Source organism: Kineococcus sp. AC630 (assembly GCF_979255925.1).
Map to the genome: position 1 here is coordinate 109,759 of NZ_CEEDMJ010000010.1, position 16,537 is coordinate 126,295.

14 protein-coding genes are annotated in these 16,537 nt (G+C 73.8%); all 14 read right to left on the bottom strand.

The features are described from left to right. Positions 1-9 precede the first annotated feature (9 nt). The 14 genes from AC0I8G_RS12470 to AC0I8G_RS12535 are packed head-to-tail and all read right to left on the bottom strand — an operon-like array spanning position 10 to position 16,471. Positions 10-1,140: a hypothetical protein gene (locus AC0I8G_RS12470; RefSeq protein ID WP_471730201.1), complete on the bottom strand. Its 1,131-nt coding sequence runs from the start codon at positions 1,138-1,140 to the stop codon at positions 10-12. Next, positions 1,137-4,346: a hypothetical protein gene (locus AC0I8G_RS12475; protein ID WP_471730202.1), complete on the bottom strand. Its 3,210-nt coding sequence runs from the start codon at positions 4,344-4,346 to the stop codon at positions 1,137-1,139. The genes AC0I8G_RS12470 and AC0I8G_RS12475 overlap by 4 nt, the downstream gene beginning before the upstream one ends. Further along, entirely contained in the window at positions 4,343-5,806 is a 1,464-nt protein-coding gene (locus AC0I8G_RS12480) for a baseplate J/gp47 family protein (RefSeq protein ID WP_471730203.1), read from the bottom strand. The genes AC0I8G_RS12475 and AC0I8G_RS12480 overlap by 4 nt, the downstream gene beginning before the upstream one ends. Then, entirely contained in the window at positions 5,799-6,254 is a 456-nt protein-coding gene (locus tag AC0I8G_RS12485; RefSeq protein WP_471730204.1) for a GPW/gp25 family protein, read from the bottom strand. The genes AC0I8G_RS12480 and AC0I8G_RS12485 overlap by 8 nt, the downstream gene beginning before the upstream one ends. A gap of 1 nt (position 6,255) precedes the next feature. After that, positions 6,256-6,609: a hypothetical protein gene (locus tag AC0I8G_RS12490; protein ID WP_471730205.1), complete on the bottom strand. Its 354-nt coding sequence runs from the start codon at positions 6,607-6,609 to the stop codon at positions 6,256-6,258. Next, positions 6,606-8,582 carry a hypothetical protein gene (locus AC0I8G_RS12495; protein ID WP_471730206.1) on the bottom strand — a complete coding sequence of 659 codons (1,977 nt, stop codon included), beginning with the start codon at positions 8,580-8,582 and terminating at the stop codon, positions 6,606-6,608. Before AC0I8G_RS12495 ends, AC0I8G_RS12490 begins: the two co-directional genes overlap by 4 nt. Further along, positions 8,579-9,046 carry a hypothetical protein gene (locus AC0I8G_RS12500; RefSeq protein ID WP_471730207.1) on the bottom strand — a complete coding sequence of 156 codons (468 nt, stop codon included), beginning with the start codon at positions 9,044-9,046 and terminating at the stop codon, positions 8,579-8,581. The genes AC0I8G_RS12495 and AC0I8G_RS12500 overlap by 4 nt, the downstream gene beginning before the upstream one ends. A gap of 12 nt (positions 9,047-9,058) precedes the next feature. Continuing rightward, positions 9,059-9,565, bottom strand: coding sequence for a hypothetical protein (locus tag AC0I8G_RS12505; RefSeq protein ID WP_471730208.1), 507 nt, complete (start codon positions 9,563-9,565; stop codon positions 9,059-9,061). Beyond that, positions 9,565-10,704, bottom strand: a complete 1,140-nt coding sequence (locus AC0I8G_RS12510) for a hypothetical protein (RefSeq protein WP_471730209.1) — start codon at positions 10,702-10,704, stop codon at positions 9,565-9,567. The genes AC0I8G_RS12505 and AC0I8G_RS12510 overlap by 1 nt, the downstream gene beginning before the upstream one ends. Continuing rightward, positions 10,701-13,835, bottom strand: coding sequence for a hypothetical protein (locus AC0I8G_RS12515; protein ID WP_471730210.1), 3,135 nt, complete (start codon positions 13,833-13,835; stop codon positions 10,701-10,703). Before AC0I8G_RS12515 ends, AC0I8G_RS12510 begins: the two co-directional genes overlap by 4 nt. Next, on the bottom strand, positions 13,832-14,083 hold the full coding sequence (locus AC0I8G_RS12520) for a hypothetical protein (RefSeq protein ID WP_471730211.1): 252 nt from the start codon (positions 14,081-14,083) through the stop codon (positions 13,832-13,834). The genes AC0I8G_RS12515 and AC0I8G_RS12520 overlap by 4 nt, the downstream gene beginning before the upstream one ends. Then, positions 14,083-14,520, bottom strand: a complete 438-nt coding sequence (locus tag AC0I8G_RS12525; protein WP_471730212.1) for a hypothetical protein — start codon at positions 14,518-14,520, stop codon at positions 14,083-14,085. The genes AC0I8G_RS12520 and AC0I8G_RS12525 overlap by 1 nt, the downstream gene beginning before the upstream one ends. 22 nt (positions 14,521-14,542) lie before the next feature. Further along, positions 14,543-15,718, bottom strand: a complete 1,176-nt coding sequence (locus AC0I8G_RS12530) for a hypothetical protein (protein WP_471730213.1) — start codon at positions 15,716-15,718, stop codon at positions 14,543-14,545. A 24-nt stretch (positions 15,719-15,742) separates the two neighbouring features. Further along, positions 15,743-16,471, bottom strand: a complete 729-nt coding sequence (locus AC0I8G_RS12535; RefSeq protein WP_471730214.1) for a hypothetical protein — start codon at positions 16,469-16,471, stop codon at positions 15,743-15,745. Positions 16,472-16,537 lie beyond the last annotated feature (66 nt).

The following is a 16,537-nucleotide window of genomic DNA, read 5'->3' on the forward strand; positions in this document are numbered from 1 at the left end:
ACGGGGAGGTCAGAGGCGCGCCCGCACCAGCCCCTGCAATCCGGCGGCCACCTTGAACCCCGCGTCCAGCACCGCGGCCCGGCCGGGGACGGCCCCCGTCCCGGCGGTGTCGAAGATGCCCTGCACCTGCTCGGGCCCGGCTGCGGTGAGCTGCCCCACGGTCGTGATCCCCGATCCCGCCAGGGCGAACCGTTCCTGCGAGGACAGCGTCGCCACCGAGTCCAACGGGACGGCAGCGGTGTCCGTGCTCACCCGCGCGCCGCCCAGCACGCGGGAGGAGACCGCCTCCTGGCTGCCCAGGGCGACGGTCGCCACGACGTCCTGCTGCGTCACCAGCGTCACCAGGTCGCCCGTCGTCGCGAACGTCCCGTCCGCGGGGACGGTCGAGACGAGGTCGGCGAACGAGGTCCCGTCCTCGGCCCGCAGGTTCCCGTGCGCGGCGACCAGTTGGGAGGTGGTCCGCCCCGCGGTGATGTCCGCGACGAGCTCGGGGTGGGTCGCGATCAGCCCGGCGAGCTGGGGTGCGCGGACCCCGTCGGGGTTGACCAGCGGATCGGGACCACCGGCGCCTGCGACCCAGGGCAGGGCGAGGACCCCCTGGTCGGTCTGCCACATCTGCACCTTCTGGCCGGCGATGACGGCCGAACCGCTGAACTTCGGGCCGAGGAGGTACTTGTCGATCCCCGACTGCTGGACCCCGCCGCCCGTGCGGGGCGAGAGGTCGGCGTCGATGCGGTTCAGCTCCAGTCGCACCTCCTCGAGCATCGTCACGACGGCCTGGCGCAGCGCGTTGAGGTTCGCGTACGTCGTCCTCGCCTGCTGGCCCAGGGCGTCGAGATCGGCCTCGATGCGGTGCAGTCGCGTGTTGAAACCGTCCTCCCCCACCGACTGACCGGCCTGCACGACGCTCTCGCCGTCGATCCAGTCGGCGTGCTGGAAGCTGCGCGCGAAGGTCGCCTGCCAGGTGGCGTCGGCGGCGGGCAGGGGGGCCGAGAACGCGAACGAACGACCCCCGGCCTGCACGCTGCCGAGCAGCCACTGGCCGACGAGGGAGACGGCGTCGCTCCGGCTCACCCCCGTGGCCGTGACCTTCGTGATGAGCGCGTCCGCCGACGTGGTGAACGGGTTCGAGTCGGTCATCGGAACCTCCGGTAGGAACGCGCGGCGTCAGGGGACAAGGGATCGGGGTGGAGGTCGCCGTCGAGGTCGAGGTGCCTGCGGCGCAACGCGTAGGTGTTCACTTCGATGCCGGCGGGCACGGCACGGGCGACGACGTTGAGGGCGAACTCGTACTGCTCGGGGGTGAGCACGGCGCCCGGCGGCATCCGCAGCAGCACCTCGTACGGATCGGCGTCGCCACCACGGCGGTAGGCGAGCACGACCAGTGCCGTGACCCCGTCGTCGGCCGCCGCCCAGGAGCTCGAGGCCCCCACCGGGGCGACGACGCCGGGGAGCCCCTGGACCGGCAACGCGTACCAGCGGAACCCCGCCGTCCGGCGGTCCGCCAGGTTCGGCGTGACCCCCGGCAGCCCGGTGACGGAGACGACGAGGAACGTTCCCGCCGTCGTCGTCAGCGTCACCGCGCACGCCAGCCCGTCGGCGGAGAGCACCTCCAGCAGGGCCGCGGCCTCGTCGTGGGCGGTCTGATCGCCGGCGGCCAGGACGGTGACCGTCGCCGGGTCCAGGTGCAGCGTCGCGAGGTACTGCAGGGGGAGCGCCCCGGCGGCCGCGGCGAACCCCGCGCCCGCGGGGACCGGCGGGATCCCCGCCGAGGTGAGTTCAGCGGCTGCGGGGCCGGCCTCGGTCACCGCCTCCCACACCGTCCGTTGGGCGTCGCGGTCGACGAGCACCGCCCACGCCGCACCGGCACGGGCGCCCCACGCGGTCGCGGCCGCGTCCAGCCCCTGGGCGAGCACGGCACTCGCGTCGGGCCCGAAGACGCCGTCGCCCCCGCGCAGCACAGCGGTCGTCACCGCGGTCGTGGCAGCGTGCCAGACCACACCGCCCGGGGTGGGCGGCGTCGCGTCGCGCCGGCGTCGGCCGGGGAACGGAGCGAGGCGTCCCTGCCGGCGTGGGGTCACGCACGAGACCCGTCCGCTCGCGCGGTCGTAGAGCAGCACCTGCCCGGCCACGGACGCCATCGCAGTCACGGTGCGGGGCGGGCAGGGGTCCGTCCCGGCCGGCACGGGGTTGCCCGTGGCGATCCCGGTCCAGCGCTGCAGGCCGCCGCGTTCGCGGTCGTGGGTCACGAGGACCGCCTCGTCGGCGGTCGTCGTCAGGTGCGTGTACCCGGGCCGCCACCCCGCGATCCGCCACGCCACGACGAAACCGTCCTCGACGGGCTCCAGGAGTTGCAGGTCCCCGGACCGGCGGTCGTAGCAGAGCAGCTGGCGCACCTCGGGTCCCGTCTCACGCGCGGGGTGGAAACGCCCGGGGAGCAGGTGGGTCCACCGTCCGCCGCCTCCCCCGCCGGGATCGCCGTCACCGGCGGGCCCGCCACGCCAGATCCCCTGCAGGTACTCGCTGCGGTACAGCGTCAAGGTTCCGGTCCGGTGGTTGCAGACGACCACGTCGGCCGGTGACCCCGGACCACGGAACCGCGCGGCGACCACGACCTCCGCGCCGGGTTCCCACCCGTTCGTCCGGATCTGCAGCTTCTGGGTCGCGCCCTCCGCGGCGGCGGCGCCGACGTACCAGCCGTAGGCCGCCAGGTTCCCGCTCACGGCGTCGTGGCCCACGACGAGCCACTCGCTCGCCGGGTCCGCACTCGGCAGGACCGCGAGGCTCGTCCACCCCGGTGTGGAGTCCGACGCGACGACGACGGTGGCCGTACCGTCGGCGGCGAGGGTGACCAGTTCGAGTCGACCGGTCGTGGCGGCGTAGCGGATCAACGCGGGGTCGCGCCACTGCCGCTGCGGCAGCGGCAGGAGGTGCGTCCAGCCGGGCAGGTCGGGGGTGTCGGCCACGGTGACGTCGAGGCCGAACACCGGCAGGTGGCTGACGTGGACGGCACCCGCCAGGGGTTGCACCGTCCGCAACCCGCACCCCTCGAGGAACCAGCGCAAGCCGGGGTCCTCTCCCGCGCCGGCCGCCACGCGGGCGGCCTGCAGCACCCCGCGGACGGGGGCCGTGACCGTGGCCGGGTCGACGGTGAGCGCTCTCTGCCGCAAGGTCTCCGCCGCGGCGGCGTCGGGCAGCACGAGGTCCGCGCCCGCACCGAGCTGGTACCGGTTCCCGCCGGTGGGGTCCTGGGCGCGCTGCACCTCCCAGTGGCTGCCGTCGCCCAGGGCCTCCCGCAACCGGAAGGCGAGGCCCAGGCAGCGCGCCAACCCCGGAGCGAAAGCGGGGTCGACGGAGGCCTGACCGGTGAACCGGTACCCCTGCAGCAGCGTGGCCCGCAGTTCGAGCAGGTCCTCCCACGACGGTGCGGACAGCAACCTGGCGGCGGTGTCGGCGTCCCCGCTGCCGGCGGGGCGCACCAGACGGTCCCGTCGCAGGTCGCTGAGGACCCCCTCGAGCGCGGCCGCTCCCCCGGGCCCCGCGGCCACGAACTGGACGGCGACGGCGAACTCGTCGGTCCGTTCGACGACCTCCACCGCGGAGGTCACGCCCAGCTCGGCCAGCGGGGCGCCGAGCGCCTCGCGCACCCCGGCGGGGGTCGGGATCCGGAACCGGCGCACGGCCTGGAGCCGACGCCGGTAGTCCTCGTCGGGTTCCCGTCCGTCGGGTTCGGTGCGCACCGCGGTGCTCACCTGCCCGGTCACGGCGTTGCCGACGAGGCGGTCGGTGAACCGGGCGACCCCGAGGTCGGCGCCGTGGCGGTCCAGGCTCGCGCGGCGTGCCGTCCCGGGGTTCCGCACCGCGGCCACCTCGCGGGCGGCCCGGCGAACCGCGGCCTTCTCGGCGGTCAGCACGTGGGCGAGGCGACCGGCCACCCCCTGCACGAGCACGAGGGTGACGACCTCGGCCGCGCTGCGTCCCGGAACCCGCACCTCCACGGCGACCTCCCCGGAACCACCGCCCGACTGCAGCGACGGCAGCGCCAGGCAGGAACCCCGTTCGGTGAACGACGCGAAACGCAGGTCGACGGTCGTCGGGGTTCCCGCGCCCCCCGCGGTCGAGGGGGTGAGGACCACCGTGGCGAGGAGTTCGGCGAGGTCGAGGTCCACGTCGATCCGCAGCAGCAGCAACGGTTCCCGTGCCCAGCCGACGAGGGCCCGGCCGTCCGCGGACAGCGGGTTCTCCTCCAGCACGGCGCCGGCGCGCAACGGTCCCGTGAGGTGGTCGGCGAGGGCCGCGACGGAACTGCCGCCGACGTCCTCCGGATCTCCCGCCGGGTGGCTCACCGGGTCACCAGCCGCAGCAGGTCGAGGCGTTGCACGTACCCGGGGATGCTCGACGCCCCGACGTCGTAGTTCTCCCCCACGCCCAGGCGGACGGCACGCACGAGGTCGTCCCCGGGCCCGACGAGTTCGGCGGGGACGTCGTCGTCGACGAGGACGGGAGCCCGCACCAGGGTCAGGTTGCGCACGTCCACGACACCCGGTTCGTCCATCAGCCCGTGCACGACCTCGGCCGCCCGGACGGGTTCACCGAAGGAGAGGCCGCCCACGTAGCGCCGGACCCGGTCCGAGAGGCGCTGCTTCAGGGTCGCCGCGGCGTCGGAGGCGTTCACCACGCGGTCTCCCCCACCGGGCAGCGGGACCCCCGCCACGAGCACGTCGGCCGCGAACGACACCGCGGCCGTCTCGCCCTGCACCACGGAGGGGAAGATGCCCAGCGGCCGCAGGTCCTCCACCGCCGCGCGCACCTGCGCCTGCAACCCCTCGGGACCGTCCCAGATCGCGGCCGGGGTGGGGGCGACGAGGATCGTGACGTAGTACGGGCTGGCCAGGTCGCGTTCGGCCGAGAACACGCGTTCCAGGAACGAGAAGTTCCCGAAGATCGACTGGTCGAGGTCCAGACCGCCCCAGGCGTCGCGGACGAGCACCTGCCGGACCCCCGGCACCAGCGACACCGCCACCTGCAGGGCGTCGGCGGTCCACAACGAGCGCGGGGCCCGCAGGAGCAGCGTCCGGTAGCGGTCGTCGGGCCACCTCGACGTCCCGCCCGTCAGCGGCCGGGTGTGCTGCACCTGCACCTGCACACCGCTGCCGGCGGCGAGGGCGGAGTAGTCGGCGAGACCGTCGTCCAGCATGTTCCACCGGTCGATGCGCTGCGGGTGGGCGCCGCCGGCGTCGACGACCGCGGGGTCGAGATCACCTTCGGGTCCGGGGAGGAACGCGACGACGGCCACGTCCCGGACGGGTTGGACCGGGTCGAGGACGACGTCCTCCGCGGTGGCCACGTCGTGACCGCCGGACGTGAGCAGCCGGGAACCCCAGGGGATCGAGACGTTCGCCGTCCCGGTCGGCAGGGTTCCGCTCAGCTGCAGCCGGACGCTCCCGGCGGCCTCCGAGAACGGGCGCGGCAGGCCCAGTTCGGCGCCGAGGCGGCTCAGCGCCTCACCCGTGGCCGAGGTGACGAACGCGTCGTCCCAGGCCGCCCCGACGGCCGCCCACGTGCGGGCGTCCTCGAGCGCACTGATCTCCAGGAGCTTGCGCACCACCGAGCCGGCCGTGAGGTCCACGTCGCTGCCGAACACCCCCTGCGCCAGCGCCAGCTTCTCGGCCAGCAACCGGGCGAACGACTTGGGCACGAAACCCGACGTGGTGACCCCGACGTCGTCGGTCCCGGTCGCGCGCAGCACCGCCGAGTCGACGGCGCCGACGTCACCCCAGGTGCGGGCGATCTGCGGTTCAGGCACGGTTCACCACCCCGTCCAGGGAGATCGACACGGGTTCCCCGCTCGTGGTCTCGACGGCGCAGACGACCTCGGCGGTTCCCGCCCGGGCCAGCCGGTGGTCGAGCACCTGCAGGTCGACGATGCGCCGCACCCGGGGGTCGCGGCGCACGGTGTCCAGGACCGCGACGCGCACCTGTTCCCGGGCCAGCCCCGGCGCGGTCGGTTCGGCCAGCACCCGGACGCCGTCGAACCCGAAACCCGAGTTGAAGACGTCGTCGCCCAGGCGTGTCGTGAGGGCCAGTTGCAGGCACTGGGCGAGGTTCTCGACGTCCGCCACCAGCGACAGGTCCCGTCCGCCCGGACCGTCGACGAGTTCGAGGTCGCGACCCAGGTCCGCGCCCGGCAGGATCTCGGTGCTGCGCAGGCCCCAGCCGAGGGCGCGCCGTCGCAGGGACCCGTCTCCGGTCACGTCACACCGCCTGGAGGGCGGAGGCGGAGGTGGCCTTGACGGAGACGGTGTGCCCGACGGTGACGTCGGATCCCGTCGAGAGCGCCGAGAGGTCCTCCAGCACGACGGGATCGCCGTCGACGAAGAGCCTGGTGGACCGTCCGGCGCTCACGCTGCCGACCCCGGTGCAGGGGGACGGTTTCGGCTCGGGCGTCTTCGCCTGACAGCTGGCGGGAACGGGTTCCCAGTCGCCGACGTTCCCGGCCGTCGGGACGGTTGTGCCGTTCACCTGCAACGCCGAGCGGGGTGGGGTCAGCACCACCTTCCCCTGGAACGTGCACGCGACGGTGGCGGCGGTGGTCAGGACGACGGTCACGAGGGGCCCTCCACGTTCATCCGGTTCTTCACTGTCACGTCGACGTCGTCGCCTTCGAGGGCGATCGAGGTTCCCTTGAGGGTGAGCTTCCCCTTGGCCACCAGCGTGACGTCCCCGTTCTTCGCGAACGTCAGCAGCGTCGTGCCGTCGGAGTGCTCGATCGCCAGCACGGGGTCCCCCGTGAGGGGTTCCGGACGTTTCCCGGCCGTGCCGGGGGCGTCGGGGCCGATGCGGATGCGCAGGTCGCCGACCTCGATGACCCGGTGACCGTCGGCGTCCACGAGGTCGTTGGTCACCGTGCCCCGGTGGGGTTCGGGAACCGCCGTGGGCGCCAGGCTCGTCCGTCGCTCGGCCGGGACGCCGACGGGCAGGGTGAGCCACCAGTCACCGGGTCTCGCGTCGGGACCCTCACCGTCCGGCCAGACCGCGCCGACGTCGACAGGTTCGGAGGGCAGACCGTGGCGGTGGACGGCGACGACACGGGTTCCCGGGTAGCGCGGCAGGACCAGACCGCACGGGCCCCAGGCGAAGGGGGTGAGGTAGGGGAGGTCGCCGACCTCGAGCGGGGCCGCGCGGTCGATGGGCAACCGGGCGGTCCCGTTGCCGTGGGCGTCCGCGGCGGGGTCCGTCCCGAGCCACACCGTCGTGCGTCGGCCCGTGACGCCGCGGACCTCACCGACCTCGGCCACCTCGGTCTGGGCCAGCCTGCCCGCGACGGTCCGTTCGAGTTCGGCGCGCAGGGCCACGACCGGGTCGGGGTGGTCGGCGGGCGCGCCCGTCGCCCCCCGCACGGCCTGGGCGCTCGGGGCGACGCTGCGGTGGTCCCAGCCGTCCTCCCCGCCCGTCAGCGCCACGACGGTGAGTTCGGTGAGCAACCCCGAGGTCCGGCTCAGCGTGTGGGTCAGGCCCGAGACGTACCCCCGGGTTCCGCCCTGCGTCGCCAGCAGCCCGGAGAAGGGTGCCGCGAACGCGCCGGCGAGGGCCGCCAGGACACCCGTCGGGGACGTCTCCTCCCCGACGGGCGGATCGAAGCTCACGACGTCGCCCGGGTGCAGGTCGGGGCGACCCCGCAGGGTGAGTTTCCACTGCCCGCGCGACACCGCGCCCGTTCCGCCGTCCTCGGCTTCCACGTCGGCGACGAGTGGGGGCAGCGCTTCCGCCCCCAGCAGTCCGCTCGCCCAGTCGAGCCTGACCGTGCTGCCCTGCAACGGGATCGGGCGTGGTCCGAGGTGCAGTCGATCACCACGGACCAGCAGCATGCCGCGGCCGTAGCGGCCCGAGGCGAGTTCGTAGAGGGCGCTCAGCCGCTGCAGGGCGTCGGCCACCCTCTCCCCGCGGGCGGCGCGGAACGGGGCGTCCACGGCGTCGACCGGGTAGGTGGTGACGGCGACGCCGGCGGCCCGGGCGAGGTCCTCCGCGGCGGTGTCGAGGCCCGTGACGGCGAGCGGTCGGGGAAGTCGGGTCGCGGTGCGCGCCGCGACCCGCAACCCACCGGTGACCACGGTCTCGTAGCGGCGGGCGCCACGCCGGCGGGTCACACCGGTCACCGCGATCTCGGCCACCCGGACGGCTTCCAGCGGGTCCCCCGCCGCCCCGGCCAGCCCCGCGAGCTTCCCGGTGAGCGCACCCAGTCCCAGGAGGTTGCCGAGGTACCCCGCGACGGAGGAGTTCGTGTCCCGCCAGAACAGGTGGACGCGCAGGGCGTCCAGGCGGTACCCGCCGGTGGGGAGCTTCGCGGCAAGGGTGGCGTGGTGGTCGTCGCTGAGCCCCACGAGCGTCACCGAGACGTTGCCACCGCGCAGGTCCGCGGTGACGGGCACGCTCACCTCGACCTCGTGGGCGTCGGTGTGGTGGACGACGGCGGGCGGGGTGTCGAGGGTCCCGTCGGCGCGGGTGGTGTGGAACGTCAGGACGGCACCGGGGTGGTTCCCGGTGAGGGTTCCGGCGCTCAGCGCGCCGGTGAGGACGCTCACCGCCAGTCCTGGGAGCTCGCGGGAGTGGTCCAGGCCAGCCGGAACCGGTTGCCCGTCGACGTCGCGCCGGCGACGCACCCGGCGGTCAGGTGCCAGTCCAGGGGACGCACGGTGATCCGTGCCGGGCGCGCGGGGTCGGCCGGCAGGGTCCGGGTCAGTCCCCGGGTCAACGGGACGGCGGCCACGAGTTCGTTCGCCTGCAGCAGGAGCAGTCTCGGCCCGGGGAGTTCCAGACCCGGGACGTTCGTGGAGGTGACGACGGTGCCCGGGTCCAGACGTTGCCAGGCACGGGCGACCCCCGTCGGCAGGATCAGGACGAGGGTGAGGTCCGGGGTCAGCGGGAACCGGGCCGGAACCCCGGCCGAGAGGTCGGCGTCGAGCAGGGTCCAGCCGTCGGGGACCGCGCCCGGGCCGGGAGCGGGGACGAGGGAGCGGAGCACGACGGCTGCGGTGAGGGGTGGCACGGGGGCTCCAGGTCAACGGTGCCCGGCCCAGTCGGAGAGTCCCCCGACGCCGAGGCTGGCGACGTCGAGGAGCTTGCCGAGCAGGGAGGGCAGTGGGAGGTGGGCGAGGGTGAGGGACACGTCCAGGACGTCACGGCGCGCGGCCGTGGCGGTGAAGGTCAGGCTCTGCACCTGGATGTCGGTGCGGATGGTCATGGCCGTGACGAGGATGAGCCCGCCGACGGTGCCGCGGGTGGCCGCGGCCAGGGCGGTCCCGCGTTTGCCCGCCTCGGCGAGCTGCTCCAGCCCGAGCTTCCAGGTGAAGCGTTCCGGGCCGACCAGCGTCCCGGACAACGACAGGGTGTCGTCGTGGACCTGCGCCACCGCGCGGTGACCGGTCGACCCGATGGCCGGCAACTGGTACGTCTCGGACAGCGAGAGGGAACTCACCGCCCACAAGGGGATGGTGAGGATCCCGTCGGAGAGCAACGCCGACGGCAGACCGTGGTCGTAGGCGATGAAACTCGTCTCGGAGGCCATCAGTCCACCCCCAGCTTGCGGGCCCAGCCGGTGTTCCCCAGCGCCGCGCGGGTCTGGACCTCGCGCACGAACTCGGGCGAGGCGGCCTCAGGAGGAGCACCTGCCGTCCGCCCCTCGCCGCGCAGGGTCTTGAACGCCCAGTCGTAGACCTCGCGCATCTCGGGCAGGGCGGTGCGGTAGCGCCAGCCCTCGCACCCGGGGAGGCTCTCCGCGAGGCGGGCCCGCACCTCCATGTCGGCCACCTCCGCCCGGGCACTGCGCGCGAAGAACCCCTTCCCCGGGACCCGCTCGTGCGACTTGAACTCCAGCAGGTCGAACGCCCGGGCGTCGCGGAACCGCAAGGCGTCGGGTTTGACCTGCACGCGATCGGTCGACCCGGGGACCTCCGACGTCACGTTGAAGAACATCTCGAACCCGAGTTCGCGGACGGGGTCGAAGACCCCGAGGTCGGTCCAGGCGGCCAGGTGGGGCCCGGTCATCGGCTGGTCCCCGACGGTCACCGACTTCCGGTCCAGACCGAGGTGGTCGGCCAGGATCTCCGCGGCCCGTTCGGCCACCGCGCGCCGGGGTGCGGCCGGCCGGCCTCCCCGCTCGCCCTTCGGCCGGTCGTCGAAGTCGTCGGAGAGCCGCCGCAGTTCACGCATGTAGGCGTTCTCGGCCTGCGCGTCCCCGCTGCGCCGGAAGCGACCCGCCGGGGGTTCGGCGGGTCCGGTGCCGTTCTCGCGGCCGGTGGACTCCTGGAGAGGAACCATCCGCTGGTTGAGCGCGTCCCCGGGGGCGGCGAGGTCGTCCATGTGCTGCGTCATCTCGGCGAACAGGGCGTGGAAGGCCTCGGGTTGCAGCTCGTGCGGGAGTTCGGCGATCCCGGGATTCTCACGCATCACCCTCAGCACCCGCCCGTAGCGGGTGCGCAGCTCGGTCCGCAGCCGCTCGACCGTCTGCAGGTGCCGGCCCATCTCCTTGCCGAGCCAGGCGGCGGAATCGACCAGCAGCACCCCGACGAGCACCTCGACCTGACGACCCGCGTTCTCCTCGCTCATGCCGGTCCGGACGAGGTACTTCCGGAAGTTCGTGACGCCGGCCTCCTCCAGCAGCGCCGGGGGGAGCTCGACCACGCGCCCGAACAGCGGGAGCTTCACGGTCGGCCTCCCTTCGCCGCGGCGATCTGGCGGGCCAGCACCGTCTGCATCGCGGCGTCGATGCCACCCACCGCGGCGGTCACCTCGAGTTCCCGCTGCAGGTGCTCCATGACCGGCGTCATGACGACCTCGACCAGCTTGTTGAGCAGTTCTCCCTTGACGAGCTCGGTGATGAACTGCTCGACGAGGTCGACCTCGACCTCGCGCAACCAGGCCGAGACCGCGGCGTCGGCGGCCTCGGCCGACACCGCCCGGGACGCGGCACCGGCCTCCTCGGCGGCTGCGGCCAACGGGCGCAACGCCTTGCCGAGTGCTCCGAGGGCCTTCCCGGCCGCCGGCAGCAGCGACACGATGAACCCGAACCAGGCACCGAACAGCTCCAGTTCGACCTCGGCGCGGCTCAGGACCTGCGTTGGTTCCCAGAGCGCGTCGTAGACGGACTGCTTCTCGTAGGCCTCGGCGAGGTGGTAGGCGGCGACCTCGATGCCCAGGACGATCCCGGCCGGCGGGCAGAGGACGGACAGGGCCACGATGCCGATGAACTCGATGGCCTGGGTCAGCCCCTTGCGACCCAGTTCGGTGTCCATGACGTCGTCGATCCCGATCGCGTAGTAGCGGCTGCCGCGGAAGAACTCGGCGAGCTGGGCGTGGGCGAGCTGGTGGATGCCGCCGAGGGCGTACTTCGACCCTGGCACCGTCGCCTGCGGGATGTTCTCCGAGATCCCGCTGGCGCGGAACCCGTACCAGACGTCGGCGGCCGCCTGGGCCATGATGTCGTCGCTGCTCTCCTGCATGCGGGCCAGGACGGCGATGAGTTCGCGCTTCACGTGGTCCGTGCCCCCCTGCATGCGCCCGACCGTGGCGGGCAGGTCGTCGAGGTGCGACACCAGGGGATCGGTGCTCTCGACCCCGCCGCGGCGCAGCGTGATGCTCTGCTCGAGCTCGTCGAGGGACAGCAGGCGTCCGGAGTGGTCGCGGACGCGGTAGGAACCGCCGGCGTGCACGACCTCGCCCGCGCGGCCCGTCCCGGCGGCGTCCGATCGCGCCGGGGCCGGGGCCGGGGCGAGACCGGTCGTGAAGGCACCGGCCGCGGCGGCCCACGCGTCGCGCTGGCTGGACCCGCCCTTCCTGGCCGCCGGCATCGGCACCTCGGGGGCGATCACGACCTCCTCGGGTTGGAACCCCTCGCCGGAGTTCGCGAACGAGGCGTTCAGCCGGGTGGACTTCAGGTCGTCGCGCCAGCGCAGCAGTTCGGCGATGTCGACGAGCTGCGGCAGGATGCGCTGCTCGAAGACCTTCGCCGTCCGGTCGACGTTGAACCGGGCGTCGTCCATGACGCGCCGTGAACCACGCAGCAGTTGCCCGAAGAGCACTCCGCAGGTCATCGCGAACAGTTCCCCGACGCCGCGGCTCAGGCTGTTCACGTACTCCGACCCGAACCGCAACTGCCAGCTGACGTACCGGTCGTGCCAGGTCCCCTCGATGAGGCCGGGCCGCTCCCGCAGGACGTCCTGGTAGGCCTGCGCGAGCTGGTCGATCAGGGGCACGGTCGCGGCCAGGTGGCGTTGCAGCTGCACGTGGACCGACGCGGCAGCGGTGAAGTGGACAGACCCGAGGTTGCCCTGGACGCCCGGCGGCGGCGCCTCGTTGCGCCCCGCCGTCTGCTCGGGGTCGCCGGCGACCTGCTGCGCGCGCACCCCCACGAAGCGCCCCGCCTCCACGACGAAGCTCCCGACGTACGCGCACGGCTGGATCTCGAGTGCCGTGCAGATCCGGTCCATGAGTTCCTTCAACGGCGCCGCGGCGGGCCCGAGGGCCTCGAGCTTCGGTTCCCCCTCGACGGCCGCGCAGACCTGGACCGTCCGTGAGGACCACGGGGAACCCAGGGGGAAGTTGCGCTTCCCCGCCGGCGCCGTCTGTTCGCCCGGGTCGGTGACGAAACCACCCGGCTCGGTGGACGTTCCGCCCGAGCCGCCCGCGGCCTCCTTCTTGGCAGCGGCCTGGCCGAGCCCCCGTCCAGGGGCGTGACCGGCGCCGTCGCCCGCACGGTCGCCCAACCGGGTGCTGCCGCTGGGACGCTCGCCCGGTTTCGTCAACGGCAGGACGACGAGGTCGAGACCCGCCACGACCCAGTCCGGGTAGGGCGGCGAGAGGTGCAGGAGCTGACCGAGGCCGTCGACGTCCAGGCGCAGGAAGCACCCCGCGGCGTCGGCCGCGCCCGCCATGCGGGTCAGTGCGGGTTCGACCCGGGCCTGCAGCGCGTCGGCGTACTCCGCGTCGCTCTGCAGCGGCAACTGCGCGATGACGGCCTTCGCGGCGGTCCGCAGCCGTGCCCCGTGGAAACGGCGGACGACCACCGGTCCGTCCGCGCCGCCCCCCTCCCAGCGCAACCGGTACGTGGCCTCGGGCGAGAGCGGGACGGGGCGCTGGGCGAACTCGCCGAGGTCGGTGACGTAGGTCTCGAGGATCGGGCCGAACGGGAAGGGGTCCCGCAGCGTTCCGTCGGGTTCCTGGGCCACGAGGTAGGTGCGGCCGTCCACGCCGAGGAAGACGAAACCCACCAGCCCGGTCGCCGGCAACCCTCCACCCGAGCGCGCCAGTGCGTCGTCGATGGCCGCGAGGATCGTGTCCCGTGCCAGCGGTGTCCAGAGCCGTTCGGCCGGGACCGACGTCACGGTGAAACCCGGACCGTCGTCCTCGAGGATCGGCACGCTGCGGTGCGGCGAGCCCCCGTAGGCGGGGACGACGTAGCGGCCCTGCCCCCGGCTGTAGCGGGAACGGTCGACCGGCTCCTCCACGTCGAGTCCCGTCGAGGACCCGCGGAACAGGACGCCGTCGCTCACCCCCGCGCGGCGCAGGGCGGTGGTGGAGGCGTCGGCGACGGCGGCGCTCACGAGGTCCTCGAGGCGGGAGCGGTCCTCGGCTCCCACCTGTCCCGCTGCGTCCCAGTCGAACCGCGGGGGAACCACGCGGATCCCGGTGCCGTCGGGCAGGGCGGTCAGGACGTGGTGACTGCTGCCCGCCAGGGCCCGGGTGAGGGCGGCGTCGAGCGCGGCGCGGAGGAGGTCGTCCTCGCCCAGGCGCGCCGCGTCGATCCTCAGGTGCAGCGGGTGCACCACGCGCACGCTCACGCCCGCAGACCTTCCACCACGCGCCGGACGGCCAGCGCGGCGACCGCGTCGACGTCGGGGGCGACCGACTCACGGACCTCGACGACGACCGGGAAGTGGTACTCCACGACGCTGGCGGGGTCGTCCGCGGCGGGCAGGAGCGTTGCCGCGCTGCCCGGAGCGGGTCGGATGCGCTCCCCGGCGTGGACGAGCGCGAGCCCGGTCTCGGAGACGACGGACTCCCCCGGCCGCCGCAGGTCCTGCTCCATCAGGGCGCCGTGACCGGCTGTGCCCCGCCCTTGGCCTCGACGCTGACGCCGAGGCTGAACCCGGAGAACGTGGCCGAGGGGGCGCCGGAGACGGTCGCGGCCGTCGGCGTCGCGGAGTTGATGATGCACTCGGACATCACGATCTTCGCGAACGACCAGTCGGTTCCGTCCCCGGACTCCTGCAGGACGATGTCGAACCGGCTCCCCGCCAGCGCGAGCGCGGTGAGTTGCGCGGCGGACTCGCCGATCGCCTTGACGCTCAACGAGAAGCTGAGTTGCTTCGGGGAGTAGACGACCCCGAGGTGGGTGTCGCCGATGCTGTCGAGCTGGGTGGCCCCGAGCGAGAAGCTCGGGGTGAAGGAGTCGACGGGGACGATCGCGTGGGTTCCTGTCCCGTCCTGCCAGGAGACGGCGAGACGTGACCTCCAGTCGGGCATGACGTTCCTCTCGGGTGGTGGGTCAGGCGGTGGGGATGACGGTGAGCTGGATCTGCTGGACGGCGGGGCCGAGCCGCACGGTGAGGAAGGCCTCGATCTGCCGGTTCAACCGCGCCGTCGTGACGATCGACTCGTCGGTGGGGCTCCACGACGTCCGAGGGACGGACAGGACGTCCAGCACGGGGATGCTGACCGAGAAGTCGTCGACGACCCCGTTGCGGACCAGTGGGCCCAGGATCCCCTCCACGCGGGCCTTGAGCAGGGTCAGGCCGCCCCGGGTGATCCGGGAGTCGCCGACCGAGCCGATGAGGCCGTAGCGCAGCATGGCGTCGAGCTGGTCCAGGAGGCGGACGGTGTCCACGAACAGCAACGAGTCGTCCGTCGTGAAGGTGCGGCCCTCGGCGAACCGCAACGCGCTGCCGCTCATCAGGTTCGACGTGATGAGGGGGATCACCCCGCCCTCGGACAACCGCCGGATCTCCGAGGGGGTGAACTGGGCCGCGACCGGGACGCTGAGCCCGCCGATCTGCTTCAGGACCAGCGAGACCTCCGGCGCGAGCCCCGCGATCGTGGCCGCCGCGGCCACCGCGACGTCGCCCGTGGCGCCGCGCGCGGCAACGACGATCATCCGGCTCACGCTGCTGCGCAACGGTTCCACCGCAGCCAGGACGTCGTCGACGTAGCTGGGGCCCTTCTCCCGGGTCGGGTCGACGGCGGCCACCCCGATCCGCTTCTGGCCCGCCGCGGTCATCGCCTCGACGTGGGCCTTGAGGGCGACCAGACCGGTCGCGGGGTCGTTGTCGTGGGCGGCGGCGCCCACGGTGCTCACCCCGGCGAGGGCGACGAGCGTGACGTCGTCGAGGGCCTCGAGTCCCGCCAGCGCGGAGGCGACCGCGTCCCCGGCGACCCGGACCCCGTACAGGGTGCTGGGCGGGATCGCCTGGTTCAGGGCCAGGACGAGGGCGTCGTGCAGGGGGTTGCCGGCGGGGACCCCGTTCGTCACCTTCGAGAACGACTGCGCCGCGTCGTCCGCCGTCGCGACGAGCACCGGGACCCCGACGGCGGCCGAACCGCCGTCCGCGCCGTCCGGTGTCGTGCCGACGACCGCGAGGACCCCCGGGGCGCGTTGCTTGACCGGTTGCAGCTGGGACGTGTCGATGCGGACCCGGACGAAGGGGAAGGCGGCGGCGACGGTCATGGGTTCCTCCGGGTCTTCGGCGGGTCAGCTGAGAGTGGCGGTGGTCAGGGCGACGCCCTGGAGAGCGAGCCAGTCGGCGGCAGCGCTGCGGCGGCCGGCCCGATCGGCCCCGGGCCAGCCGGGGTCGTCGAACGTTTCCGGAGGCAGCACCCAGGCGACGACGATGCCGACCCTGCGCCGGAAGCCCTGCGCCGCAGCAGGTTCGACGCCGACAGAGGTGAGCCGCTCACGGAGCACGGCCGTGTCGGCGAGGAGTGCTCCAGGGCTGGAACCTGCACTTCTCCGGGCCAGGACGGCGACCGTGACGGGCAACGGCCGGGCCGTGCTCGGCGTGGCGGCGGGGTCGGCGTACTGCAGCCGCAGGGTGTCGGTGGCCGTCGCGGCGGGGCCGCCCGGGCCCCACACCTGCGTGAGCGTGGTCACGCGGTCCTGCGCGGGGCGGGTACGGGCCACCACCGCACCGCGCCACAACCCGGTCAGTCGCGGGACGGCGGGGTCGGCCAGACCGGCGATCGAGGCGGTGACCTGGTGCCGGACGGCGTCGCCGAGCCGTTGCACCGCGCCGTCGAGGGTCACCGCCGGCGCCAGGTCGACACCGACGCGGACCTCGTCGAACACCGCCGAGTAGGGACCTTCGAGTTCCGGGTGGTCGTAGCCGACGGCGAGCACCCGGGCCAGCGCGTCCTGGTCGAACAGGTTCGCGCGGGCCGCCGGGTCGGCCAGCCGCACGAGGACCGCGTCGTCGAACTCCACCCGCTGAGAGCACCAGGGTCGCGTCACCGACGCGTCACGGCCACGGACGTCCGTGACGCCGAGGTG